Origin of the sequence: Paraburkholderia sp. 32 (assembly GCF_050435345.1) — a bacterium.
GTDB lineage: Bacteria > Pseudomonadota > Gammaproteobacteria > Burkholderiales > Burkholderiaceae > Paraburkholderia > Paraburkholderia tuberum.
Window position 1 is genome coordinate 1036220 of record NZ_JBNDKD010000003.1, and the last position, 24670, is coordinate 1060889.

The 24670-nt window shown below is 62.9% G+C and carries 18 protein-coding genes, 1 tRNA gene and 1 pseudogene; 4 read left to right on the top strand and 16 right to left on the bottom strand.

From position 1 onward, the window contains the following. Positions 1-87: 87 nt before the first annotated feature. A complete protein-coding gene (locus OKW26_RS27405; RefSeq protein WP_429355767.1) occupies positions 88-1389 on the bottom strand; it encodes an amidohydrolase family protein in 1302 nt (433 codons plus the stop codon). Between the two features lie 163 nt (positions 1390-1552). On the opposite strand from OKW26_RS27405, the gene OKW26_RS27410 reads away from it, so the two are divergent. Continuing rightward, positions 1553-2251, top strand: a complete 699-nt coding sequence (locus tag OKW26_RS27410) for an aspartate/glutamate racemase family protein (protein ID WP_429355768.1) — start codon at positions 1553-1555, stop codon at positions 2249-2251. 161 nt (positions 2252-2412) lie between these two features. On the opposite strand, the gene OKW26_RS27415 is transcribed toward OKW26_RS27410, so the two are convergent. Both OKW26_RS27415 and OKW26_RS27420 read right to left on the bottom strand, forming a co-directional pair. Beyond that, complete coding sequence (locus OKW26_RS27415) at positions 2413-2703, bottom strand: contact-dependent growth inhibition system immunity protein (protein WP_184067505.1); 291 nt, start codon at positions 2701-2703, stop codon at positions 2413-2415. A gap of 7 nt (positions 2704-2710) precedes the next feature. Then, entirely contained in the window at positions 2711-3547 is an 837-nt protein-coding gene (locus OKW26_RS27420) for an RNase A-like domain-containing protein (protein ID WP_429355769.1), read from the bottom strand. Between the two features lie 113 nt (positions 3548-3660). Here OKW26_RS27420 and OKW26_RS27425 point away from each other — a divergent pair. Then, positions 3661-3756 (top strand): annotated as a pseudogene (locus OKW26_RS27425) (aspartate racemase); the annotation flags it as partial. 220 nt (positions 3757-3976) lie between these two features. Here the strand turns inward: OKW26_RS27425 and OKW26_RS27430 are convergent. The 13 genes from OKW26_RS27430 to OKW26_RS27490 all read right to left on the bottom strand — a co-directional run bounded on the left by OKW26_RS27430 (position 3977) and on the right by OKW26_RS27490 (position 19181). Then, positions 3977-4053, bottom strand: a tRNA-Met gene (locus OKW26_RS27430). Between the two features lie 296 nt (positions 4054-4349). Beyond that, positions 4350-7535: a multidrug efflux RND transporter permease subunit gene (locus OKW26_RS27435; protein WP_429355770.1), complete on the bottom strand. Its 3186-nt coding sequence runs from the start codon at positions 7533-7535 to the stop codon at positions 4350-4352. 7 nt (positions 7536-7542) lie between these two features. Continuing rightward, positions 7543-8106 carry a GNAT family N-acetyltransferase gene (locus OKW26_RS27440; protein WP_429355771.1) on the bottom strand — a complete coding sequence of 188 codons (564 nt, stop codon included), beginning with the start codon at positions 8104-8106 and terminating at the stop codon, positions 7543-7545. After that, a complete protein-coding gene (locus OKW26_RS27445) occupies positions 8103-8624 on the bottom strand; it encodes a GNAT family N-acetyltransferase (protein ID WP_429355772.1) in 522 nt (173 codons plus the stop codon). Before OKW26_RS27445 ends, OKW26_RS27440 begins: the two co-directional genes overlap by 4 nt. A gap of 94 nt (positions 8625-8718) precedes the next feature. After that, positions 8719-10107: a TldD/PmbA family protein gene (locus OKW26_RS27450; RefSeq protein WP_429355773.1), complete on the bottom strand. Its 1389-nt coding sequence runs from the start codon at positions 10105-10107 to the stop codon at positions 8719-8721. Beyond that, on the bottom strand, positions 10104-11543 hold the full coding sequence (locus OKW26_RS27455) for a TldD/PmbA family protein (RefSeq protein WP_429355774.1): 1440 nt from the start codon (positions 11541-11543) through the stop codon (positions 10104-10106). The genes OKW26_RS27450 and OKW26_RS27455 overlap by 4 nt, the downstream gene beginning before the upstream one ends. Next, complete coding sequence (locus OKW26_RS27460; RefSeq protein WP_429355775.1) at positions 11540-13186, bottom strand: ABC transporter ATP-binding protein; 1647 nt, start codon at positions 13184-13186, stop codon at positions 11540-11542. Before OKW26_RS27460 ends, OKW26_RS27455 begins: the two co-directional genes overlap by 4 nt. Beyond that, complete coding sequence (locus tag OKW26_RS27465) at positions 13186-14298, bottom strand: ABC transporter permease (protein WP_429355776.1); 1113 nt, start codon at positions 14296-14298, stop codon at positions 13186-13188. Before OKW26_RS27465 ends, OKW26_RS27460 begins: the two co-directional genes overlap by 1 nt. Then, positions 14252-15304, bottom strand: coding sequence for a microcin C ABC transporter permease YejB (locus tag OKW26_RS27470; RefSeq protein ID WP_429355777.1), 1053 nt, complete (start codon positions 15302-15304; stop codon positions 14252-14254). The genes OKW26_RS27465 and OKW26_RS27470 overlap by 47 nt, the downstream gene beginning before the upstream one ends. A 7-nt stretch (positions 15305-15311) precedes the next feature. Then, positions 15312-17210 (bottom strand): extracellular solute-binding protein, encoded by a 1899-nt coding sequence (locus tag OKW26_RS27475; RefSeq protein ID WP_429357134.1) that lies wholly within the window; start codon positions 17208-17210, stop codon positions 15312-15314. A gap of 175 nt (positions 17211-17385) precedes the next feature. Continuing rightward, positions 17386-18129, bottom strand: a complete 744-nt coding sequence (locus OKW26_RS27480) for an energy transducer TonB (RefSeq protein ID WP_429293425.1) — start codon at positions 18127-18129, stop codon at positions 17386-17388. After that, positions 18126-18545 carry an ExbD/TolR family protein gene (locus OKW26_RS27485; protein ID WP_090800842.1) on the bottom strand — a complete coding sequence of 140 codons (420 nt, stop codon included), beginning with the start codon at positions 18543-18545 and terminating at the stop codon, positions 18126-18128. The genes OKW26_RS27480 and OKW26_RS27485 overlap by 4 nt, the downstream gene beginning before the upstream one ends. Before the next feature lie 24 nt (positions 18546-18569). Beyond that, positions 18570-19181: a MotA/TolQ/ExbB proton channel family protein gene (locus OKW26_RS27490; protein ID WP_184063922.1), complete on the bottom strand. Its 612-nt coding sequence runs from the start codon at positions 19179-19181 to the stop codon at positions 18570-18572. Positions 19182-19917: 736 nt separating this feature from the next. On the opposite strand from OKW26_RS27490, the gene OKW26_RS27495 reads away from it, so the two are divergent. Together OKW26_RS27495 and OKW26_RS27500 are read left to right on the top strand one after the other, a co-directional pair. Next, positions 19918-21485 (top strand): IS3 family transposase gene (locus tag OKW26_RS27495; RefSeq protein WP_429353101.1). Its coding sequence is split into 2 segments (ribosomal slippage): positions 19918-20356 and positions 20356-21485, totalling 1569 coding nucleotides; the frame shifts between segments, so codons are not numbered across the junction. A gap of 437 nt (positions 21486-21922) precedes the next feature. Next, complete coding sequence (locus OKW26_RS27500) at positions 21923-24613, top strand: TonB-dependent receptor plug domain-containing protein (protein ID WP_429355778.1); 2691 nt, start codon at positions 21923-21925, stop codon at positions 24611-24613. Positions 24614-24670: the final 57 nt, after the last annotated feature.

Consider the following 24670-nt stretch of genomic DNA (forward strand, 5'->3'; position numbering starts at 1 on the left):
ATGGCGCTGAATGAACGATGCCGATAGAAAAACCGGCGGTCTGCTCGCGCAGGCCGCCGGTTTGTCATTGATGCGCGAGATATGTCGCTACGCGCGATGCAGCTTGAAATCGACCTGCTCAGGCCGCCCTTCGAGCGATAACGACACGCTCTCGGCCGGCGCGCGGCCGACCACCCTGCCCCGGCTCACCACCACGAGCCGCGCGGCGCGCAGACGGATCGCCTCGAGCTCGTCGCGCGCATCGAGCACGACGAGATTGGCCGCGCATCCGGGCGCGATGCCATAGTCTTCCAGACCGAGAATGCGCGCCGCGTTCACGGTCACCGCGTCGAAACAGGCGTGCATGCCGTCGACGCTGGTCATCTGTGCAACATGCAGGCCCATCTGCGCGACTTCGAGCATGTCGGCCGAACCGAGGCTGTACCACGGGTCCATCACGCAGTCGTGGCCGAACGCGACCGTGATGCCCGCGGCCAGCATCTCCGGCACCCGCGTCATGCCGCGCCGTTTCGGGTACGTGTCGCTGCGGCCTTGCAGCGTGATGTTGATCAGCGGATTCGCGATCGCCGCGACGCCCGACTCGCGAATCAACGGCAACAGCTTGCTCACGTAGTAGTTGTCCATCGAATGCATCGACGTCAGGTGCGAACCGGCGACACGTCCGTGCAGGCCGAGCCGGTGCGTTTCGGCCGCGAGCGTTTCGATGTGGCGCGATAGCGGATCGTCCGATTCGTCGCAATGCATGTCGACGCGCAAGCCCTTTTCGGCCGCGTACTCGCACAGCATGCGCACCGACTGCGCGCCGTCGGCCATCGTCCGCTCGAAATGCGGAATGCCGCCGACCACGTCGACGCCCATGTCGATCGCGCGCTTCAGATTGTCGAACGCGCCGGCGCTGCGCAGCAGACCGTCTTGCGGGAAGGCAACCAATTGCAGATCGAGATACGGCGCGACGCGGCGCTTCACTTCGAGCAATGCCTCGACCGCGAGCAGACGCGGATCGCACACGTCGACGTGGCTGCGGATCGCGAGCAGGCCGCGCGCGACCGCCCAATCGCAATACTGCATCGCGCGTTCGATCAACGCTTGCTGCGTGAGCTCGGGCTTCAGCTCGCCCCATAGCGCGATGCCTTCGAGCAGCGTGCCCGACGCGTTCACGCGCGGCAAACCGTACGACAGCGTCGCGTCCATATGGAAATGCGGGTCGACGAACGGCGGCGTGACGAGCGAACCGGCCGCGTCGATTTCGTCGCGTGCGCTCGCGGCCAGGTTCGGCTCGATGGCGACGATACGGCCCGCGTCGATGCCGATGTCGACTGGGGACTGGTGATGCGGGGACAGCTGGGCGGCACTGCGCGGCAGCGTCGCGTGGCGGATGATCAGATCCATGTTCGCTCCGGTTGATCGCGTTCGGATTCGCTACGATTCTATCGGCGCCAGAAAAATGCGGGCACCGATGCGTACCGGCGCGCAGGCCGAGATCCGTACCGGCTGCGCGCGATGCGACGCGCCTATACTCGCCGTTTCGGCCATGCATTGACGGAGCGTACAGATGAAAACGATCGGCGTGATCGGCGGAATGAGCTGGGAGTCGTCCACCGAGTATTACCGGCTGCTGAACCGCCACGCGAAGGCGCGGCTCGGCGGCCATCACAACGCGCGCAGTCTTCTGCTGACCGTCGATTTCGCGTCGATCGAGGCGAACCAGCGCGCCGGCGACTGGCACGCGCTCGGCGAACAGATGGCCGACGCCGCGCGCCAGCTCGAACGCGGCGGCGCCGATCTCGTGATTCTTGCGACGAACACGATGCATCGCGTGTGCGAATCGATCGAGCAGGCGATCACGGTACCGTTCCTGCACATCGCCGATCCGACCGGCGCGGCGCTGCGCGCGGCGGGCGTCGAGCGGGTGGGCCTGCTCGGCACGCGCTACACGATGGAGCAGACGTTCTATATGGGCCGGCTGCGCGAGCGCTATGGACTCGACACGCTCGTGCCTGATGAGGACGACCGCGCGGACGTGCACCGCATCATTTACGACGAGCTATGCCACGGTAACGTCGCCGACGCGTCGCGCGAGGTTTATCGACGCGTGATCGAGCATCTGGCCGCGCGTGGCGCGCAGGCGGTGATACTCGGCTGCACGGAGATCACGCTGCTGATCAAGCCGGAAGATTCGGTGCTGCCGGTGTTCGATACCACTGCGTTGCATGCGCAGGCGGCGGTGGAGTGGGCGATCGGGGCGGAGTGAGGATGGGCGCGGGGCTCTGGTTTTGCGCCGGAAGGGAAACAGATTCGCCTCCCTTTGTCGGCGAGAGATGGCGCGAGTCGAAAGCGATAGATCGACACTGAGAACGTCCCGTGCATAGACGTCGGACCGCACGGAACTGTCCGCAACTGGCAACAAGCCGATTATTCGCTCAGAACGCGCTGGATCTCGTCGAGAAAAGAGGCGGTTGTGTAGCCCCAGCCTTCGGGACGAAACCCCCTCCTGAACACCTGTTTGAAAGTGGCGTCCAGGTCACTCGGATGTTCGCTCCTGAACGAGTCAATTTCGCGAATCAAATTTTCATAATCGTAAGGGCTGTCTTTCTTGTAACACGCGACAATTTCTTGCACGTTCTCCCCGAACAGGTCGAAGTCCTGGCCGAAATACACATTAAAAATATGCTCCATTGCTGGATAGCGCTCGGAGTAACTCATTGATTTCTCATTCAAGGTAGGCGGTAAGGACGTAATACGGCATGCCGTTATAGGTTTCGTATTTCAGGACGACGAACACCTGGTTCATGCGCGTGAGTGTGCCTGTTTCCCGCGTCACTCCATATCCAATGTCGCCTGAGACGACTTTGGTTACCATGATCGTCGCGCTTCGAGTCGAAGACTGCGCCCACGTCCTGATTCTTGCAGCATTGGCATCCACTGCTTCAGAAATGGCACGTTCGGCCTGCTCGAGATTTGTAAATGACGACACGATGTCTCGCCCGGACTCGCGTTTCAGCCGCTCCCTGAGCCATGCTTCGTTCTTACCAACATGCTTCTGGAGCGTGTGCCCTCCGAGCCCTGGATTGAGCGCTTTCGCCTCGTGCATTTGCAGATGGATCCGGCCCATCGTAACGCTGGCCGCGCGTGCAGCCTTGATCGAGCCAGCAAAGCCGAACGGCACGGCCATCTCGATAGACAGGCCGATCTGGTCTGCCATGTCAGGGCTGACCCGCATCGCCTCTGCCAGCTTCGCCGTGCCCTGCTGAGTCAAGGTGGCGGTATCGCGCCCTGTCCAGACCTGACGCAGGCCCGCCTCGGCCGTGTCCGAACCATGCGCCCCGAACACTACACACCCGGCCTTGCTTGCCATCGTCGGTTCGGGCAACACGCACAGCGCTGCCGCTCCAGCCATTTCAAGCACCCCGCCGACAACCTGCAAACCGCCCCACAGACGGTTGGAAAGCATTTCGGTGGGGTTAATCAAGTGGCGAGCCAGCACGGCCGACAGTTGCGGGGCGCTCAGCACCACGCGCACGCTGTCTGAATCCTGTTCATATGACATCTGAAACCTACTCCTGGTCGTTGGGACGACCACGCTAACCGTTGGTTTAGACATCGGATATGGGCGATGGATGATTCTTGCGTCCCATCGGTCAACGAAGATTCGGATACTGACTCGCGCTCGGCGAACGGATGACCAACGCCGCGCGCCAGCTCGAGCGCAGCGGCGCCGATCTCATGATCCTCGCGACGAACACGAGCCGGAAGATTCAGTGCTGCCCGGCTTCGATACCGCCGCGTTGCATGACGAGGCGGCGGTGCAGTGGGCGATTGGAGGAGAGTGACGATGTGCTCGAGGCCTCGATCCCGCGCGAATCGTGTTGCATCTATTCACGCGCGCAGCATACGCAGCGAGCGCCACAAGCAAAACGTAGCGCCGAAAGTCAAAAAGCCCGCATCGCTTTCGCGATGCGGGCTTTCAACAATGCTTTGGTTGCGGGGGTAGGATTTGAACCTACGACCTTCGGGTTATGAGCCCGACGAGCTGCCAGACTGCTCCACCCCGCGTCAGAGAAAAAGGAGTATATCGGATCGCTGACACAACGTCAAATGTTGGCGCGAAATACATATCGAGTGCGGTCGAGCAAGCGGCACATTCGCGCGGCGCGATGCGTCGCACGCGCTGCGAAACATCGCAACGGCAAATTGCACACTCCCCGCTCGCGCACGCGATAAGATGCGGGACTACCGCGAATCGGAGCAACTGGCCGGGACTTCATTCATCGAGCCGCCCTCGAGCGGCTCGGCTTTGAAAACGAAGCCCTCGCGCGTGCGTATCTGAAGACCGACGGCGCGTGAGCCGATCAAGTGCTGACATCGCGAATCAACTCGCGCGACTGACGCCGATAGCCATGCAAGCGCCGCAGCGCGCCGCGCGGCCCTTGCTGCGCGACCACCGCCACCGCCTGAAACGCGACCGGCGCAAACACCAGCCCGAGCAAGGTCGCCGTCACGACGCCGCCGAACACGCCCGTACCGATCGACCGGCGGCTTTCCGCACCGCCGCCGCTCGCCAGCACCAGCGGCACGACGCCCAGCAGGAACGCCGACGACGTCATCACGATCGGGCGAAATCGCGCGCCCGCCGCGCGTATCACCGCGCGCGTCAGCGGCACGCCGCGTAGGCTCAGGTCGCGCGCGAATTGCACGATCAAAATCGCGTTTTTCGCGGACAAGCCGATCACTGTGATCATCCCAACCTTGAAGTAGACGTCGTTCGGCATGCCGCGCATCAGCATCGCCGCAATGGCGCCGACTACGCCAAGCGGTACGACCATCAACACCGCGAGCGGAATCGTCCAGCTTTCGTATAGTGCGGCTAGCGCCATGAACACCGCCAGCAGCGACAGTCCGAGCAGCAACGGCGTCTGCCGCGCCGCCGCGCGTTCTTCGCGCGCCGCATCGACCCAGTCGAACGCGATGCCCGCAGGCAAGCTCGCCGCGAGCCGCTCCATCGCCTCCATCGCCGCCCCCGAACTGACACCGCTCGCCGCACGGCCGTTCAGATCGAGCGACGGATAGCCGTTGTAGCGCGTCAATGCGACTGGCCCGATGGTCCAGCGGCGCGTCGCAACCGACGACAGCGGCACCATCGCGCCCGACTGGTTCGGCACCGACAACGCCAGCAGATCGGTTTCCGTCATCCGCGTCGACGCATCGCCCGCCACCAGGACGCGGCGCATCCGGCCACCCGCCGGAAAATCGTCGACGTAGTACGAGCCAAAGGTGCTGCCGAGCACGTCCGCAATCCGGTCGAACGATAAGCCGAGCGCGTACGCCTTCGCGCGGTCCACGTCGAGTTCGATACGCGGCGCGTCGGGCAGATCCTCGAAATGAATCGACGCCAGCGACGGATCGGCCTTCGCGCGCTCGGCAAGCTGGTCGCGGGCGGCCTTCAACGCGTCGCGGCCCAAGCCGCCGCGATCTTCGAGCCGGAACGTGAAGCCGTCCGAATGCCCGACGCCCGGCACCGACGGCGGCAATTGCGCCTGCACGTTGCCGTCGAGAATCCGGCTGAACGACCGGTTCAACGTGTCGCGCAGCGTCATCGCATCAACGCCGCGCCGGCCCCAGTCTTTCAGCGTGACGAATGACATCGCTACGTTCTGTCCGCTGCCCTCGAAACTCCAGCCGATCACGCTTGTCACGTTCGCCACCGCCGTTTGCATGCGCAAAATCGACTCGGTCTTTTCGACGACGGCGAGCGTGCGCGCCTGCGTCGCGCCGGCCGGCAACTGGATCATCACCTGCAGTTGGCCCTGGTCTTCGACGGGCAGGAAGCCGCCCGGCATCCGCCAGTACAACGCGCCGCACAGCAGCAGCAATACGGCATACACCGCGAGCAGCGGCCCGACCCTGCGCATCGCGGCGGCCGTCATGGCCCGGTAGGCGCGCGACCCGCGATCAAAGCCCTGTTCGAAACGCGTCGAGAGGCGCGCGGCAACGCCACGCAAACCGCGTCGCGCGTCACGCTGACGGACCGATTGCGCAGGCGCGCTCAGCAGGTTCGCACACAATGCGGGCGTCAACGAAAGCGCCATGAAAGACGACACCAGCATCGACGCAATCATCGCGACCGCGAATTGCCGGTAAATCCCACCGACGCCGCCAGGAAAGAACGCCATCGGCACGAACACGGCGGTCAGCACCGCCGTCACGCCGACGATCGCACCGCCGATCTGTTTCATCGCTTTCAATGTCGCGTCGCGCGGCGCCATGCCCTCTTCGTCCATCACGCGATGCACGCTCTCGACCACCACGATCGCGTCGTCGACCAGAATGCCGATCGCCAGCACGAGGCCGAACATCGTGAACACGTTGATCGACAAGCCGAATGCGTACATCGTGACAAACGCACCCATCAGCGTGACCGGAATCACCACTGTCGGCACCAGCGCGTAGCGCAGATCGCGCAGGAACAGCCACATCACGAGAAACACCAGCAAGATCGCCTCGGCCAGCGTGATCAGCACTTCGCGAATCGCAACGTTGACGAAGCGCGCGCTATCGAACGGCACCTGAACCGCGACGCCCGGCGGCAAACGGCTCGCCAGTTCCGCGAGCCGCGCCCGAATCGCGTCCGATGTTTCGAGCGCGTTGCCGCGCGGCCCGAGTTGAATCCCGACCGTCGCCGACGGCTTGCCGTTCAGGCGCGACCAGAACGTATAGTTGTCGCGGCCGATCTCGACCCGCGCGACGTCGGCAAGCCGCACTGCCGAGCCGTCGGGGTGCGCTTTCAGCACGATCTGGCCGAATTCCTCCGGCGACAGCAACTGCCCTTTGACGTTCACCGACGCGCTCAGCTGCTGGCCGTCCACCAGCGGCGCGTCGCCGAGTGTGCCTGCCGCGACGCTCGCGTTTTGCGCGGCAATCGCGGCGTTGACGTCGGACGCGGCGAGGCCGAATTCGCGCAGCTTCATCGGATCGAGCCAGACGCGCAACGCTTCGTCGGCGTCCCACAGTTGCGCGGAACCGACGCCCGGCGCGCGCTTCAGTTCGCGCATGATGTCGCGGCTGAGGATGTCGCTCAGTTGCGCGGAATCGCGCGTGCCATCGGTGGATGTCAGCGCGACCAGCATCAGGAACGTGTTGGCGGCCTTGAAAACGCTGATACCCTGCTGCACCACCTGTTGCGGCAAACGCGGCTCGACCTGCTTGAGCCGGTTCTGCACGTCCATCATCGCGATATCGGGGTTGGTGCCGGGCGCGAAGGTCGCCGCGATTTCAAGGTTGCCGAGGCCGTCGCTGGCGGTTTCGTAGTAAAGCATCCCGTCGGCACCGTCGAGACTTTCTTCGATGACGCTGCCAACGTTCGCATCCACGGCTTCCGTCGATGCACCCGGATAGACGGCGTCGATCACGATACGCGGCGGCGCGAGTCGTGGATATTGCGCGACCGGCAGTTGCGTCAACGCGAGCGCGCCCGCGATGATTACCGCAAGCGCCAGAATCCACGCAAAGACCGGTCGGTCGATAAAAAAGGCGGCCAAGGCATGCTCACGCGTGTGGGTTCGGTGCGAGCGCGACCGGCGAAGCGAACACCGGCGGATCGGCGAAACGGGCCATATGGAATGCATCGACCAGCTTGCCGTCGCGCATCGCGAACGCTGGCGAGCGTCCTTCCTCGACGAAACCGAAGCGCTGGTACAGAGCGATCGCGCGGTGGTTGTCGACGAACACGGTCAACTCCAGCCGACGCAGGCCGAGCAGCGTATCCGCGCACTCGACGGCCGCCGCGAGCAGCGCCGTGCCGATGCCGCGCCCGACGTAATCGTCATGCACGCAGAGACCGATTCCCGCGCAATGCGCCATCCGGTGCATGCGCGGCAACACGTCGATCATCCCGACCACGCGAGCGCCCGCCTCCGCGCACAGCCCGAGCGTGTTCGCGGGCATTTTTTCTAGCCAGCTCCCGACCGTCGCGTTCGAGCGATACGGCGTCTGCAACGTGCCATGCCGCGCGCCGGGGCAGTTCATCAACGAAGTGATCGCGTCGAGGTCGGACACTTCGCGGGCGCGGATAATCACATGCGCCGTGTCGGGTTTCAACGAGACGTTCATACGGCCGCCTCGATTTCCGCTTGCAGATGACCCATCGGCGCGCGTAAGCGGCCCATGAACATCGAGTCGATCAGCATGCCGTCGCGCAGCACGGCGCCGCGAAAGGTCGCTTCGTGCGAAAAACCGAACTTGCGATACAGCGCAATCGCGCGATGGTTGTCGGCGAACACATTCAGCTCGAGACGGCGCAGCCCGTACCAGTTGTCGGCGGCATCGATCAGTTCGGCCATCAGCCGCGTGCCGACGCCCTTGCCCTGCCAGTCGTCGTGCACGCTGATACCCAGCCAGCCGCTATGCGCGCGACGCAGCGTGCCCGGATGCAGATCGGCCGAGCCGACCAGCGTATCGCCCACCAGCGCTGCAATCGCCATCGACGGCGCCGCGAGCTTCGCGAGCCAGCCTTGAGTCTGCTGCAAGGTCGGATACGGACGCATCGGATTCTGGCGCATCACACCGGGGCATGAATGCAGCGCGTGGAGTTGCGCGGCGTCGTCCGGATCCAGCGGCCTGATGCTCATCTCGACCGGTTCGGCCCCGAACCGGGTCGTGCTCTCAAATATTGTCTTTGGTTCTGTCATTGTTATGGCGTTCAGTCTGTCATCGGAAACTCACTCACAGCGTCAGTTCGAACGAGCGTGCCAGCAAGCCGGGTAGTTTCCAGCCGCCGGTCTGCCGCTCGCCCTCCGTTCCATCGTTCAGCAGCAGTTCCGGCTCGGCGTCGAGACGTTCGAGCTCGCTCGACAGCAAACGGTACAGGCTGTCGTCGAAACGCATCGCGTCGACCGGCGCGACGATCTGGCCGCGTTCGACCCAGAACGTCGCGAAACGCGTCATGCCGGTCAACCGGCAATTCATCCGGTCAGAAAAATTCACGTACCAGAGATTGCCGACATACAGCCCGGTATCGAGTGCGGCAAGGATATCGGCGGCGTCGAGATCGCCGCCAGCCATCGCCAGCGACTCGGGCGTTTCGCTGGCGAGCGCGCCGTTCGGCGTCAATCCGTATTCGCGCGCGCTACGGGCGTTGGTCAGTTGCCCGGCGTTGCGGCCGTCGTGAATCAACGGCACGCTGTCGCGCTGATAACCGTCTTCGTTGAAGCGCGGCGTGATATTCAGGCTCAGGTCTTCGGTCATCGACACGCGCGGATCGAGCGCGACTTCGCCGCTGTGCAGCCGGTAAAACGGGCTGCGCGCGGTGGCGTTCGCGCGCGCGGAAAACCCGCCCCACGACGCCGTGCCGACCAGTTCCAGCATCGCCGACGGCGCCAAATACGTGCGATACCGCCCCGGCGACAACGCGCGCGGCGTGTGTCCAAGCACCGGCAAACGTCCGGCGGCCTGTTCGACCTTCGCGGCGAACACGCTGTCGTCCCAGTGGTCGCCGGTGTACGTGCTTTTGATCGCACGGCCGCTCGGGTCGTACAACGACCAGCTAAAGCTGAAGTTGCTGACTTCGTACCAGCCGCGACTGCCGCGCGACGACGCGAAGCCGCGCACCATCGAGCCACCTGCATAGAAGCCGACGAAATCGAGTCCGCGCGCGCTTTCGGTGGCGATCCGCAACAGTGCGTCGGGCGCGGGCAGCTTGCCGCTGCGGCGCGTCGATTGGGTCCATTGGGTGGCGTCGTACAACAGATGCGGGTCGTCGGGCGCATCGCGCAAGCCGTCGCGCAACGTATTCAGCGCATCGGCGATATCGCGCAGGTCCGTCGCTGGATCGCCGCATACCGTGAAGCTCGAATACGCCTGCCTGGCGCCGTCGATCAGGCGGACGGTCAGCTTGCCTTGCGACACCTGGCCGATCTGCCGAACCTTGCCACCGTTGAAGCGGATAAAGTCGGATTGCTCCGCCGACAGCCGCGTCAACGCCACTTCGTCGCCGCTGAGCAACGTGTCGATCGCATCGGCGAGCAGCGCGAAATGCGCGTGCCAATCCGGCGACTGCGCGTTCGAGGCGAAATCGAAGCCGCTCGATGCATTGACTGCATGGGTTGTGGTCATCGCGCGCCTCCGAATACATCGACATGCGTGAACACGCACGGCGGCGACGCATGGCCGACGCGCACCAGTTGCACCGGTTCGCCTTTGCCGCACATCGACGTGCCGAACACTTCGCGCGTGCCGGCATTGCCGACCGCGCTCAGGCTGCGCCAGAAATTCGCGGATATGCCGCGATAATTCGGTTGCCTGACGATTTGCGTGAGCTTGCCGTTTTCGATCAACTGGCCGAACTCGCAGCCGAATTGAAACTTGTTGCGGTGATCGTCGATCGACCACGACGTATTGGTGCGCATCAGGATGCCGTGTTCGATGCCGGAAATCATTTCGCCGAGCGTGCTGGTTCCCGGTTCGATATTCAGGTTCGCCATCCGGTCGATCGGCGCGCGATTCCAGCTCGACGCACGCGAATTCGCGACGCCCGCCATCTTTGCGCGCTGTTGCGACAGCGCGCCACCGAGCGGACGTTCGAGCACGCCATCGCGAATCAGATACTGTTTGCGCGCTTCAGTGCCGTCGTCGTCGAATGCGTACGACGCGGCTTGTTCGCGCAACGACGGATCGAATGTCACGTTGAGCAGTTCCGAGCCGTAACGGTAAGTGCCGAACATCTCCGGCTTCACGAAACTCCATCCGGCGAAGTTGCGTTCGTCGCCGAGAATCCGGTCGAGTTCGAGCGGATGCCCGATCGATTCGTGAATCTGCAACATCATCTGATCGGGCATCAGCAGCAGGTCGCGCGGACCAGACGGACAGTTCGGCGCGGCCAGCAAGGTCAGCGCGTCGGTGGCGAGCCGCACGCCTGCGCCGTCGAACGCGTAGCGGTCCAGCACTTCGACGCCGCCTTGCGCGAGCGTGCCGTAATTGCCGCCGAGCGTGCGCACCTGCGTGTCGCCGTTCGCGTGCGCCGCGACGCTCATTTCCGGCATCACGAGGCAAAAGCGCTGGTCGATTCGCGCGCCGTCGCTGGTCAGATAAACCTGTTCGGTGCGCGTGATCTGCACGGATGCCGTGCGCTCGACGATCCGCTCGTCGATTTTCCCGGCGGCGCATTCGTGCGCGAGACGCGCGAGCCATTCGCCGCGCGTCGGCAGCGGCCGGTCGGCATTGGGCGAGACATACGCGCCGCTGAGCGCTTCGCGCGACACCGCGCGATGGTCGATCAGCGATGCGCCGGCGCTCGCCAGCGCACGTTGCGTCGCGATATCGAGCGCAGCCTGCAAGCCCGCGATGGACAGATCCGTGGTTGCCGCGTAGCCTGCGCCCGCGCCGGCCCACGCGGTCAGCATGGCGCCGCGTTCGCGCTGCGTGCGCAGCGGCTGCGCGACGTCGTTGCGCACTTCGTGGTCGTCGATCTGTTCATCGACAATCCGTAAGGACCAGAACGCCGCATTGCTCTTCAACGCACGGGCGGCCTGCGTCCAGCGCGATTCACTCATTGCAGCACCTCGGGTTCGTCGTGCTCCGGCGCGATCATCGACGCGGCGAGCAACGACTGCGTATAAGGATGTGACGGCGCATGCAGCACGTCGGGCGTGTCTCCCGCCTCGACCACGCGGCCGTTCTTCATCACGATCACGCGATGCGCCATCGCACGCATCACCGCCAGATCATGGGTGATCAATAGGTAGCTTAACCGGTACTTCTTCTGCAAGCCCGCCAACAACTTAAGCACCTGTTGCTGGATCGACACATCGAGCGCGCTGGTCGGCTCGTCGAGAATCAGCACTTCCGGTTCGACCGCCAACGCACGCGCGATCGCTATGCGCTGCCGCTGCCCGCCGGAAAACTCGTGCGGATAGCGCAGCATCGATTCTTGCGGCATGCCCACTTCTTCGAGCATCGTCCCCACCCGCGCGCGGCGCGTGCGCGCGTCGATTTCCGGCCGGTGCACCTCGATCCATTCCCCGACGATCTGCTCGACCGTCATACGCGGCGATAGCGACCCGAACGGGTCCTGAAACACCACCTGCATCCGCGAGTACAACGCGCGGCGCGAGTTCGCGCCACGCAAAGCCGACAACGGCGCGCCGTCGATATGGATATGACCGGCGGCGGGCCGTTGCAGACCGAGCAGCGTCGCCGCCAGCGTCGATTTTCCGGAGCCCGATTCGCCGACCACGCCGAGCGTCTCACCGCGACGCAGCGTCAGATCGACGTCGTGCACTGCGCGAAAGGTCGAACCGCTGAACAGCGAGCGCCAGCCTTTCGCGGCCGTCCGGTAATCGACCGCGAGGCCTTGCACCTCGAGCACCCGACGCGCATGCGGTTCGATCGGCCCGATCTCGCGATGCGGTTCGCTGTCGAGCAATCGCTGCGTGTAAGGATGCTGCGGCGCTGCGAACAGCGCCTGGGTCGTATTGGTTTCGACCAGCACACCCTTTTCCATTACCGCCACGCGTTGGGCGAAGCGGCGCACGAGATTCAGGTCGTGCGTGATCAGCAGCACCGCCATGCCGCGATCGGCGGCTTCCTGTTCCTGCAACTCGATCAGCAGATCGACGATCTGCCGACGCACGGTGACGTCGAGCGCGGTAGTGGGTTCGTCGGCGAGCAGCAGGCGCGGACGGCACGCGAGCGCCATCGCGATCATCGCGCGCTGGCGTTGTCCGCCGGATAGTTGATGCGGATAGCTGTCGATCCGCCGTTCCGGCTCGGGAATGCCGGTACGGCGCAGCAGTTCGATGCCGCGGGCGCGCGCCGCGTTCGACCGCAAACCCTCGTGCAGACGCAGGCTTTCGGCGATCTGCTGACCGATCGTGAACAGCGGATTGAGCGCGGTCATCGGCTCCTGAAACACCATCGCGACGTCGGCGCCGCGAATCCCGCGCATCTGCTGCTCGGTTTTCTGCAATAGATCGACGCCGTCGAGACGGATCTGGCCGCTGGTCTGCGCAGGTTCGACGAGGCGCAGGATCGACAGCGCCGTGACGCTCTTGCCCGAACCGGATTCGCCGACCAGCGCAACCCGCTCGCCGCGCCCGATCGTCAGATTCAGTTCGCGAACCGCGACCTTGTCGCCGAAACGGATCGAGAACGTCTCGATTTCCAGCAAAGGCTTGTGCAACGTTGCGTCGCTCATCACTTCCTCCCGCCGAACGCCGACCCGCGTGAACGGGCGTCGAGCGCATTGCGCAACGCGTCGCCCATGAACGTCAGCAGCAACAACGTGATCACCAGCGCAGCAAACGCAGATACCGAAATCCACCATGCGTCGAGGTTGTTCTTGCCTTCCTGAAGCAGTTCGCCCAGGCTCGGCGTGGGCGGTGCGACACCCAGCCCCAGAAAGTCCAGACTCGTCAGCGACAGAATCGCGGCGCTCATCCGGAACGGCAGGAAGGTGATCACCGGCGTCATGCTGTTCGGCAGCAGATGACGCCAGATGATCTGCCAGTTGCTCAAACCCATCGTGCGCGCGGCGCGAACGTAATCGAGCGAACGGTTGCGCAGGAATTCGGCGCGCACATAGTCGGACAGCACCAGCCAGCCGAACATCGACAGCAGGATAAACAGCAGCCACAAACTCGGCTCGAAGATCGACGCGAAGATGATCAGCAGATACAGGTCCGGCATCGAACTCCATACTTCGATCAGGCGCTGCCCGATCAGGTCGGTGCGGCCGCCGTAAAAGCCTTGCAACGCACCCGCCAGCACGCCCAGCACGATACCCGACACCGTCAGCGCAAGCGCCATCAACACCGACAGCCTGAAGCCGTACAGCAATCGCGACAGCACGTCGCGGCCGTATTGATCGGTGCCGAGCCAGTTGGTCGCGGACGGCGACGCCGGAAACGGCCGCGTCGCGAAGTAATCGATCGTGTCGTAGTGGTAGTGATTCGGCGGGTAGATCGCGAAGTTGCCTTTCTCCGTCAACTGCTTGCGGATAAACGGATCGAGATAGTTCGCGCGGGTCGGAAAATCGCCGCCGAACATCGTTTCCGGATAGTCCTTCACGATCGGAAAATAGTCATGGCCGTCGTAACGGACCATCAGCGGCCGGTCATTCGCGAGCACTTCGCCGAGCAGGCTCAGCCCGAACAGCGCCGCGAACACGATCAGGCTCCAGTAACCGAGCTTCTGCCGGCGGAAACGCTGCCATACGCGTCGCCCAGGCGACACGGACACCGGCAACGCGCCGGGCGGCAGATTATCGGTCCAGGCTGTTGAACTGGATGCGGGGGTCGACGAGGACATAGCAGACGTCAGCAATGAGTTTGGTCACGAGACCAATCAGCGTGAACAGGAACAGCGAACCCAGCACGACCGGATAGTCGCGGCGGATCACCGAGTCATAAGACAGTTGGCCCATGCCGTCGAGCGAAAACAGCGTTTCGATCAGCAGGTTGCCGTTCAGGAAGGCGCCGATAAACGCGGCGGGCAACCCGGTCAGCAGCGGAATCGCGGCGTTGCGCAATACGTGCTTCCACAGCACGTCACGCTTGGGCGCGCCTTTCGCCCGCGCGGTCAGCACGTATTGACGACCAATCTCTTCGAGAAACGTATTTTTGGTCAGGATCGTGACGATCGCGAAGTTGCCCACCACCGACGCCGTCACCGGCAACACGATGTGCCATAGATAATCGAGCACCTTGCCGAACGCACTGAGTTCGTCGAAGTTATCGGACGTGAGGCCGCGCATCGGGAAGATCTGCCAGAACGTGCCGCCGCCAAACAGCATCAGCAGCAGCACGCCGAACACGAAGCCCGGAATCGCGTAGCCGGTCAGCACCATCACGCTGGTGGCGGTGTCGAAGCGCGAGCCATTGCGCACCGCTTTCGCGATCCCGAGCGGCACCGACACGATGTAGGTCAGCACGACCGTCCATAACCCGAGCGTGATCGACACCGGCAGTTTCGAGCGGATCACCGCCCATACGCTCTGATGGTGATAGTAGGACTGGCCGAGATCGAAACGCGCGTAGTCCCTCAGCATCTTCAGATAGCGCGTCAGCGGCGGTTTGTCGAAGCCGAACTGCTTCCTGATCTGCTCGATCTGCTGCGGATCGACGCCCTGGCTGCCGTGATACGCGTTGCCGCCGCCTCCGCCTTCGCCGCCGCGCTGCTGGCCGTGACGCAACTGCGTCATCATCTGTTCGACCGGGCCGCCCGGCACGAACTGCGTCACGAAGAAAGTCAGCGTAACGACGCCGATCAGCGTCGGGATCATCAGCAGCAGACGTTTGACGATGTAGATAAACATAAGCCCCTCACTTCGCCTCGGCGGTATTGGCCGCAGCGGACGGCGTCTTGCGATACCAGTAGCTGACGATCCAGTCCTCGCCCTGGAAACTGACCGGCGTCACCGACGGGTAGCCGAGGGCGCTTTTGTACGCTATGCGCGTATCCGGCGCGAAATATTCGGGCACCAGGTAATAGCCGTTGATCAGCACGCGGTCGAGCGCATGGGTCGCGGTTTCGAGTTCGTTCAGCGTGCTCGCGCGCATCACCGCGCGCACCAGCGCGTCGACCGCCGGCGACCTCACGCCCGGATAGTTCTCCGAGCCGACCTGCGATGCCGATGCGCTGCTGAAACGACGCTCCAGTTCTGAACCGGGAATCGTCACGCGCAGATAGATGAACGTCGTCATATCGAACTCGAAGTTGTCGATCCGCTTCTGATACAACGCACTATCGATCTCGCGCATATGCGCATCGATGCCGAGCAGTTGCAGGTTGCGCATATACGCCAGCAGTACGCGATCCATGCCAGGCTGATCGTCGATGATTTCGATCGACATCGGGTTGCCGTGCGCGTCGCGCAACTGGCCGTCGCGCACCGTCCAACCCGCTTCGGCGAGCAGGCCGCGCGCTTCGCGCAGGTTCTCGCGCAACGTGTGCGGCGCAATCGTGTCGGCCTGCCTGACCATTGGACCGAACACGGCCGCCGGCAAACTCGCGCGATACGGCTCGAGCAGCGCGAGTTCGGCATCGGTCGGCGCGCCTTGCGCGGCGAACGGGCTATCGTCGAAGTAGCTGTTGGTGCGCCGGTACTGGCCGTAGAAGGTCATCCGGTTCAGCCAGTCGTAGTCGAACGCGAGTGCAAGGGCATGCCGCACCCGCACATCCGAAAACATCGGCCTGCGCGTGTTGAACATCAGCCCCTGCATCTGCGCGCCGTGATCCGGAAAGAGTTTGCGCTGCAACGCGCCGTTATCGAAGTTCTTGCCGATATAACGGCGCGCCCATTGCATCGAACTGTATTCGACCATCACGTCGGTATCGAGCGCTTTCAGCGACTCGAGCTGCGTGTAATGATCGTGATAGAGCTTGAACGCGACGCGCGCGAAATGGTACATGCCGCGCCGCGACGGCAAATCGGCGGCCCAGTAAGCCGGATTGCGACGGTAGACGATCTGCGTATCGTTCTTGCGCTGCTCGATCAGATACGGGCCGCTCGACACCGGCGGCACGTTGGTCAACTGATCGAACGCGATGCGCGTGCCGTTGGCTTGCATTGCCCACTTGCGCGAGAAAACCGGCAGGTCGCCTGCGATCAACGGCGCGTCGCGTTCCACGTGCCTGAAGTCGAAGCGCACCCGCGACGGGTCGAGCACCGTGGCGCGGCTGATCACCGCGAACTGCGAGTTGAACAGCGGCGATGCCTGCGGGCTGGTCAGCGTATCGAACGAATACTTGACGTCCTCGGCGGTGATCGGATCGCCGTTCGAAAAGCGCGCTCGCGGGTCGATATGAAACACCGCTGATTTGCCATCCGGCGCCACCTCGACGTCGTCGGCGATCAACGCGTATTCCGACGCGAGCTCGTCCCAGCTGCGCTGCATCAGCGTATCGAACATCAGATGCAGGATGTCCGGCGCCGGCGCACCACGCGTCAGGAACGGATTCAGCGAATCGTAGCTTTGCCTTTCGTCGTAGTTCTGGAAAACCAGTGTGCCGTCGGTCGACGCATTCGGGTCCGCGTAATCGAAATGCGTGAACCCGGACGGATACTTCGGCGCGTCGTACTGCGCGATCGACGCCCTCGCCAACACGGGCGCGGTCGTCAACGGCACGACCAGCAGCCCCGCGACGAGCGTCATCGCAACCCGCGCCGCGAACGCCGTAACGACGCGCGCGCGCGGGCCTCGAAACCTGTCGGTTGTCATCATGCGTGTCTGGACGCAATCGGCTCGTAGCCGATGCGCGATGCTTCGAAACCGCGCGGGCGGCGGCGGGTAGCCACCGCTCGCGCGGTTCCGGGTTGAAGGCCGGATGGGTAAATTGCGAAGGCCGGAAGTTCGCGTCGAAGCTGAGCTTATTCGTCGTCGTAACTCGTCGTGGTTACTCGTCGTCGGACGGTGTGGTCTTGAACGAGAACTGAACTTCGCCGACATACGGCTCGGCATTCTTCTCGCACTTGTACGCCTTGCCTGCGGCAATCACGGCTTCGTTGAACACCGACGTCGGCGGCGTGACGCGCATGATCTTCACGTCGCTGACATTGCCGTCCGTACCGATCGTCAGATGCGCGATCACGTCCGCCGAAATACCGTCCGTCAATGCCTTGCGCGGAATCACCGGCTGCACCGACTGGCAATGACCGCGGCCGTCCACCACGCCATGCAGCGCGGGCGGCGCCGGCGGCGCGGCCGGTGCCGGAGCGGGTGCCGGCGCAGGCGTCGGCGAGGCGATCGCCGGAGCGTTCGGAGCCGGATTCGCCGTGGGCTGGATCACCGGCTGCGGCGTCGGTCGCGGCGGCGGCGGCGTCGGGGTCGGCTTCGGTATTTCGTGCTTCGGCTGCGCTTTGGGCGGCGCCGGCGGCGGCTCCAGCTTCTTCACCTCGGGCGGCGGCGGTGGCGGAGGCGGCGGCGCAATCTGCACGCGCATCTCCTTCGGCGGCGGAGGCGGCGGCGGCTGGAACTTCATGTGCGACACGCCCAGAATCACCAGCGCCTCGACCAGCACCGCAACGCCGATCGCCAGCTTCATGGGCATGCGACCGTGATGCGCCGGCGTCGTCGATGCCCAGAGTGCACCGTCCAGGCGGTTTTGCGGATCTTTCATGTCGATGGCCGGTGAACTCATGTCGTCGGGTTCGTGGCCAATGCAACCGAACTGATGCCCGCCGCGCGCACCAGGTCCATCACCTTGACGATATTCTTGTAGCTCGTGCCTTCGTCGCCGGCAATCGCGACATCTACTTTCTTCGAGTCGTGAACCAGACCTTGCAGACGCGCGGTCAGTTCGTCGGGCGTCACGGGCTTCGAATCCAGATAGATTTCATCCGTCTTCGTCACGCCGATCGATAGCTTGACGGTCTGCTGCAACTGCTCGGCGGTGCTCGATTGCGGCAGGTCGAGCTTGATGCCTGTGCCCTGGATCATCTTCAGCGTCGCGAGCATGAAGAACACCAGCAGGAACATCATGATGTCGATCATCGGGATGATCTCGATGCGCGCTTTCTCTTCACCGCCGAGGTAATGGCTGCGATGGTTTCGCATGGTCCGTCTCCTTGAGTGCGGGCGTCAGACTGCGAAGCGCGATACGAGCAGCGACTTGATGAGGTCGAACTGGTTGACCGTCATCCGGATACGCTTGTTGAAGTAGTTCAGGAAGATCACGCAGATGATCGCGATGGTCAGGCCGCACGCGGTGGCCGTCAGCGCGTGACCGATGCCGCCCGTCACACCGTTCGGGTTCGCGGTGCCGCTGGTGCCGAGCACGTTGAACGATTCGACCATGCCGATGATCGTGCCAAGCAGACCCAGCAACGGGCCGAGCGTCACGGCCGTATCGAGAATCCACAGGTTACGGTCGAGACGCGGCAACTGGAACATGATCGTTTCCTCGATCTCGCGTTCGACCACGGCTTCGCTCTTGCCCTTCACTTTCATCGCCGACTTCACGAGTTCGCCTTGCACGGTCTGCTTGTAGTGCTCGGCCACTTTGGCGGCATCGTCGGGATTGGCTGCATCGACGAGTTTCAGGTCATGTTCGAGGGTCTTGCCGGCACGCACGGCACGCGAGAAGAACATGAATCGTTCGATGATGATCGCGATGCCGAGCAGGAAGATGAACGCGAGGAGAGGGATCAGACCCATCGACTGGATCGAGTAGTTAATGAGGGTATTCAGCACTGCGGACTCCGGTTAGTACAGGCTCAAGCGGCCGTTGAATAACGGTGGGTATCGAGATGCCGGCTGCCTTATGGGTCGCCAGCTAAAAAGGCCTGTCACCCATGCAAAGCCCGTACCAGATCGAGCGCCTGATTGCTCCGTAAAGACGTCGCCAATCCCTTACATGGAACGCTTTGCCTTTTATTTCATAGCCTTACGTAGCGTAACAAAAACTCGCATCCCGAAGGCTTGCGTCGCGCTCGCGCACGCGTATAGCAAAACAAATTGATTTCGGTAATGGCGTAAAGCCGCTTTCGAAGACTTATCCTGGAAAGGTCTTTAATTCGCTATTGCCGAAATGGTGCGAAAAATCGCAATTGAAACGCTTTGGTGCAATGCCCAATACGACATAGCCAACTTTATTACGTATAGCTTTCTTTTCACATTCCGCTTGCTTACATCATGAACACCAATTGCAGACCAATCCCCGCCCCAAAAACGCTCCGCGCAACGCGAAGCCATCTTACCGATCATTTTCTTACATTTATTACTTAGCGTTTTTAAGGCATCTTAATTGCCCAGAATTAGTGAATCTAATTGCGTTTTATCCACTTTTATTAATGCACCAATTCGGAATTAACGCATTCGCGCGGTGCGAATTCCGCACCAATCGTAACGACAACGAACCACCCCCCCGCGTCACAATGGTTGTCGCCTGGATAAAATTGGAATCTGGGGGCGATAAAGAGAGAACAAGTTGGCGCGTTACGGAAAGACATTCAAGGACAGAGCAGTGGCGCGGTTGCTGCCGCCGGAGAGCGCATCAGTGGAAGAGGTTGCGCGAGAGATCGGTGTGGGCGCGCAGACGCTGGAGCGCTGGCGCAGTGATGCGCTGTCCAGGCCCGCTCGCGAGCGGGCATGGACAGCGGCCGCGCGTTTCGAAGCGGTGTTGAGCACGGCAGCGATGGACGAGACGGCCCGCAATGCGTGGTGCCGCGAGCATGGCGTGTATCCGCAGGAACTGGCGCAGTGGCGGCAAGCGGCCACGCAGGCGCTGGCCGAGCCCGAAGAGGCCCGTGCGAGTCCACAGCAGACGAAGCAGGACCAGCGTCGCATCAAGGAACTGGAACGCGAACTGCGGCGCAAGGAGAAAGCACTGGCCGAGGCAGCCGCATTGCTGGTTCTTTCAAAAAAACTCGGGGCGATCTTCAACACGGACAAGGGCGAGGACGAATGATCGGCCTCGAAGATCGCCAGTTCCTGGCCCGGGAAATCGATTCGGCAAGACTGGCTGGCGCACGGTTGCGCCTGGCCTGCGAGGTGGCCGGAATCGACGTGCGTACCCTGCAGCGCTGGAGGGCCAATCAAGGGCTCGTCACTGGCGACGCCAGGCCCGGCGCGATGCGCCTGCTGCCCGCGCACACCTTGAGCCCGCAGGAGCGGGAAAACGTGCTGCGCGTAGCCAGCGAGCCGCGCTTTGCCGACATGCCACCGGCGCGCATCGTGCCGATGCTGGCTGACGAAGGCGTGTATATCGCCAGCGAATCGACCTTTGCACGCGTGCTGCGCGAGCATGGGCAGATGAGGCGCCGTGGCCGTGCCAGAACTCCTTCGAGCGGCCGGCCGCCGACCACGCACGTTGCAACCGCGCCGCGCCAGGTGTGGTGCTGGGACATGACCTATTTGCCGGCAACGGTCACAGGGCGATGGTTCCACCTGTACCTGATTCTGGACCTGTACAGCCGCAAGATTGTCGGCTGGGAGGTGCACGACAGCGACGCGGCCGAACACGCTGCTCATCTCGTACGTCGTACGGCGCTCTCCGAAGGCATTGCCGCCCTTGAGGCCCGGCCGGTGCTGCACGGCGATAACGGGGCGACGCTGAAGGCCACTACCGTGCTGGCGATGCTGCACTGGCTGGGCATCAAGCCGTCGTACTCGCGCCCCCGGGTCAGCGACGACAACGCCTATGCCGAGGCGCTGTTCCGAACCGCGAAGTACCGGCCGGAGTTTCCGGTCACAGGCTTCGAGGACCTGAACGCTGCTCGCACCTGGGCTGCCGGCTTCGTGCAGTGGTACAACTTCGAGCATCGTCATAGTGGCATCCGCTACGTGACGCCTGCGCAGCGTCACGCCGGTGACGATCGTGCGCTTCTCGCCGCTCGGCATGCACTGTACGAGAGGGCCCGCGAGCGCAATCCGGCCCGCTGGTCGCGCCACACGCGCAACTGGACACCGGTTGGTGCCGTGACGCTTAACCCCGAACGCGACTCAGTCGTCGAGATGGCGTCGATCAGCGCAAATAAACAGCCTCTGGCTGCATGAGTGAGGCGACAACTTGCTTGACGCGCGCCGCCACCAGGCTGTATTCTTTTTTAATTGAAATTTTCTTGTGTTCTGTTACACGCACGAGGAGAGATTTATTTCCATGCATTACCCGCGTAACAAAATTTTTCGTAAGTCTTAATTCCTAAGCAAATCAATCGCTTCGATGCATTTGCGCAGGCCGCTCAAGGCCTTTCCGACGGTCCGCGACCTCACACATGGCATATCTCGTGCTCTTGCTGCGCTCGCTTCAAGACCAAGGCGCGCGTCCGACACGATCGGCGACGCACCCTGGACGGGATGTGCGGGACGGCGCGGGGATGCGCCGGACAGCGAAGAACTCGCTGACGTCAACGCACTGCAGCGCATGCGCAACTCGCGCCTGCGTTTGCGTGATCGTTCAACGGAAGTGGCCTCAACAACAAGAAGGAGCGCAAGTGAAACAGAAGCGATTGGCCTCAGCCATCAAAAGAATCATCGGAGCCGAGCTGGTGTTGACAGCGGCGTTCGTCCCGCTGGCACACGCACAAAGCCAACCTGATACAGCGGCCGTTCCGACGGCCGCAAGCACGCCAGCGGCGCCTCCCCCCGCCGTCAGCAAGCTCGAAAAAGTAGAAGTCACCGGTTCGCTGATCCGCACATCGGACAAGACCGGCAACGTCGAAGTCCAGACCGTTACGGCAAGGGAAATCCAGCAAAGCGGCTACACGACCGTGGCCGACTTCCTGCGCGGCATGTCTGCCAACTCCGCGTCCAGTTGGGGTTCCACCACGATGAACGGCACGGCGCCGGGCGGCTCGGGGATCGCATTGCGCGGCCTGTCCGAGAAGTACACGCTGGTGCTGGTCGACGGCCAACGCGTCGCGAACTATGCACAGGCGGTGAACTTCACCGACACGTTCTTCGACGTCAACACGATCCCGCTGAACATCGTCGATCACATCGAAATCGTGAAGACGGGCGCCGTGTCCGCATACGGTTCCGATGCGATTGCCGGCGTGGTCAACATCATCACGAAGAAGAACTTCCAGGGTCTTCAGATCGACGGGCAGCTCGGCAAGGCACAGCATCCGGGTGACGGTCAGGGCAACTTCAGCGTGCTCGGCGGCTTCGGCGACCTGAACTCGGATCGTTTCAACGTGACGGCAGCCGCCAGCTACTATCGCGATTCCGGTTCGACGCTCGACCAGCGCGACATGACCAAAAACGAAGACTTCAGCCAGTTCCCAGGTGGGTCGGCGGGTCCTCTGGGTCCGAATCAGCAGTCATTCTGGCAACTGCCCGACGGCTCGACCGCCGCGTTGAGCCCATGCCCTCCGGGCAGCACTAACGCGGCGGGCGCATCGTGCGTGTACAAGAACGCGAACACGTACTCGCTGATTCCACAGACGACGCGTATGAACGCGAAGGTGCGCGGCACCTTCAAGATCAACGACGACATACAGGCTTACGCCGACCTGTGGGCGAGCCGCAACGAGACGGTCCAGTATTTCGGCAGCCCGGCCATCAGCAGCACGTCGAACGTGTTCAATCCGCTGACCGGCTCGGTGTCGCAACTCGACCGCACGGTGTCGGCGCTGAATCCGTACAACCCGTACGGTGTCGATACGCCGATCAACCTGACCTTCCCGGGCGTTGCGCAGCGCGCAGACACGGTATCGACGTTCTGGAAGGCCTCAACGGGCGTGAAAGGTTCGTTCACCACGCCGAAGGTCGGCGACTGGGACTGGTCGGTGGACTATGGTCATTCGCAGAGCACGGTCGACACGACGTACTCGAACATGATCAACACGGCCGCGCTTGAAAACATCCTCGGCCCGAACGGCGGCTACAACTTCGCGAACCCGGCATCGACACCGAACGGTCTGAACGGCCTGTTCCAGGACGACAACCAGCAGGCGATCTCGAAGCTCGACAGCGTGACGGCGAAGACCTCGACCGGCAATCTGTTCAACCTTCCGGCTGGCCCGGTCGGCATCGGTTTCGGTACGGAATTCCGTCACGAAAGCTCGCTGATCAACCCGCGCACGTACTCGTCGCAAGGGATCGTCGTGCCGGCGAACGTTCAGTCCGTCGACGGCGAACGCAACATCGCGGCCGTGTATTACCAGATCGATATTCCGATCATCCACAACCTGACGTTCACGCAAGCGGGCCGCTACGACCACTATAGCGACTTCGGCGGCGCGTTCTCGCCGAACTTCGCACTGCGCTTCCAACCGGTCCAGATGCTGACGACGTACGCGTCGTACAGCCGCGGTTTCCGCGCGCCGACGCTGGTCGAAAACTCGCAGGCAACCTACCTCGCTCACCAGAACCTCGTCGATCCGAACGACCCGAGCGGCGTGCCGACCAAGCACTTCACGACGGAACAGATCAACGGCAATCCGAACCTCCAACCGGAGCACACCAAGAACTACAACATCGGCTTCGAACTGTCGCCGGATGCGTCGACCGATATCGGTGCAGCGTTCTACAAGATTCATATCGACGGCGTGATCGGTACCGACGATCCGAATGCCGTGCTGGATGCCAACGACCCGTCGAAGGTCGTGCGCAATCCTGACGGCACGATCCGCTACATCGCGCAACAGTTCGTCAACCTCGGCTCGCTGGATACCGACGGCTTCGACATGAACTTCCGCAAGTCGGTCGGCACGAAGTACGGCACGTTCACGCTGTCGGGCGACTGGGCGTACGTGTGGCACTTCAAGCTGAACAGCCCGGGCGCTGCAACGCAGGACTTCGCGGGTAACAACCTCGCGCTGCTGCAACCGTTCGGTGCGTCGAATCCCCGCTGGAAGGGCAACACGAGCCTGACCTGGGATTACCGCAAGATGACCACGACGCTGAGCTGGCAGTACACGGGTCCGTACACCAACGCAGTGGCAGCCGAGTTCGGCGACGGTGGCACGGGTTCGGTGGCGTCGTATAGCCAGTTCAACCTGATGATGACGTATCGCGGCTTCAAGAACTGGACGATCTATGGCGGCATCCAGAACATCTTCGACAGGGAGCCGCCGTTCGACGTCGAGTGGCAATCAACGCCGGACATCACCGGCTACGACCAGTCGCTGTACACGAATCTGGGCCGCTTCTTCCAGATCGGTGCGACCTACCGCTTCTGATCGTCGCAGCGGGCTTTATCGCAGGACCGTAGGTCTCCTCTTGCCTCTTCTTCGTTG

What these genes read in the sequence shown, in the direction of transcription:
- OKW26_RS27405 (WP_429355767.1), bottom strand. Translation starts at nt 1,389, where the DNA reads ATGGATCTGATCATCCGCCACGCGACGCTGCCGCGCAGTGCCGCCCAG.
- OKW26_RS27410 (WP_429355768.1), top strand. Translation starts at nt 1,553, where the DNA reads ATGAAAACGATCGGCGTGATCGGCGGAATGAGCTGGGAGTCGTCCACC.
- OKW26_RS27415 (WP_184067505.1), bottom strand. Translation starts at nt 2,703, where the DNA reads ATGAGTTACTCCGAGCGCTATCCAGCAATGGAGCATATTTTTAATGTG.
- OKW26_RS27420 (WP_429355769.1), bottom strand. Translation starts at nt 3,547, where the DNA reads ATGTCATATGAACAGGATTCAGACAGCGTGCGCGTGGTGCTGAGCGCC.
- OKW26_RS27440 (WP_429355771.1), bottom strand. Translation starts at nt 8,106, where the DNA reads ATGAACGTCTCGTTGAAACCCGACACGGCGCATGTGATTATCCGCGCC.
- OKW26_RS27445 (WP_429355772.1), bottom strand. Translation starts at nt 8,624, where the DNA reads ATGAGCATCAGGCCGCTGGATCCGGACGACGCCGCGCAACTCCACGCG.
- OKW26_RS27450 (WP_429355773.1), bottom strand. Translation starts at nt 10,107, where the DNA reads ATGACCACAACCCATGCAGTCAATGCATCGAGCGGCTTCGATTTCGCC.
- OKW26_RS27455 (WP_429355774.1), bottom strand. Translation starts at nt 11,543, where the DNA reads ATGAGTGAATCGCGCTGGACGCAGGCCGCCCGTGCGTTGAAGAGCAAT.
- OKW26_RS27460 (WP_429355775.1), bottom strand. Translation starts at nt 13,186, where the DNA reads ATGAGCGACGCAACGTTGCACAAGCCTTTGCTGGAAATCGAGACGTTC.
- OKW26_RS27465 (WP_429355776.1), bottom strand. Translation starts at nt 14,298, where the DNA reads ATGTCCTCGTCGACCCCCGCATCCAGTTCAACAGCCTGGACCGATAAT.
- OKW26_RS27470 (WP_429355777.1), bottom strand. Translation starts at nt 15,304, where the DNA reads ATGTTTATCTACATCGTCAAACGTCTGCTGCTGATGATCCCGACGCTG.
- OKW26_RS27475 (WP_429357134.1), bottom strand. Translation starts at nt 17,210, where the DNA reads ATGACAACCGACAGGTTTCGAGGCCCGCGCGCGCGCGTCGTTACGGCG.
- OKW26_RS27480 (WP_429293425.1), bottom strand. Translation starts at nt 18,129, where the DNA reads ATGAGTTCACCGGCCATCGACATGAAAGATCCGCAAAACCGCCTGGAC.
- OKW26_RS27485 (WP_090800842.1), bottom strand. Translation starts at nt 18,545, where the DNA reads ATGCGAAACCATCGCAGCCATTACCTCGGCGGTGAAGAGAAAGCGCGC.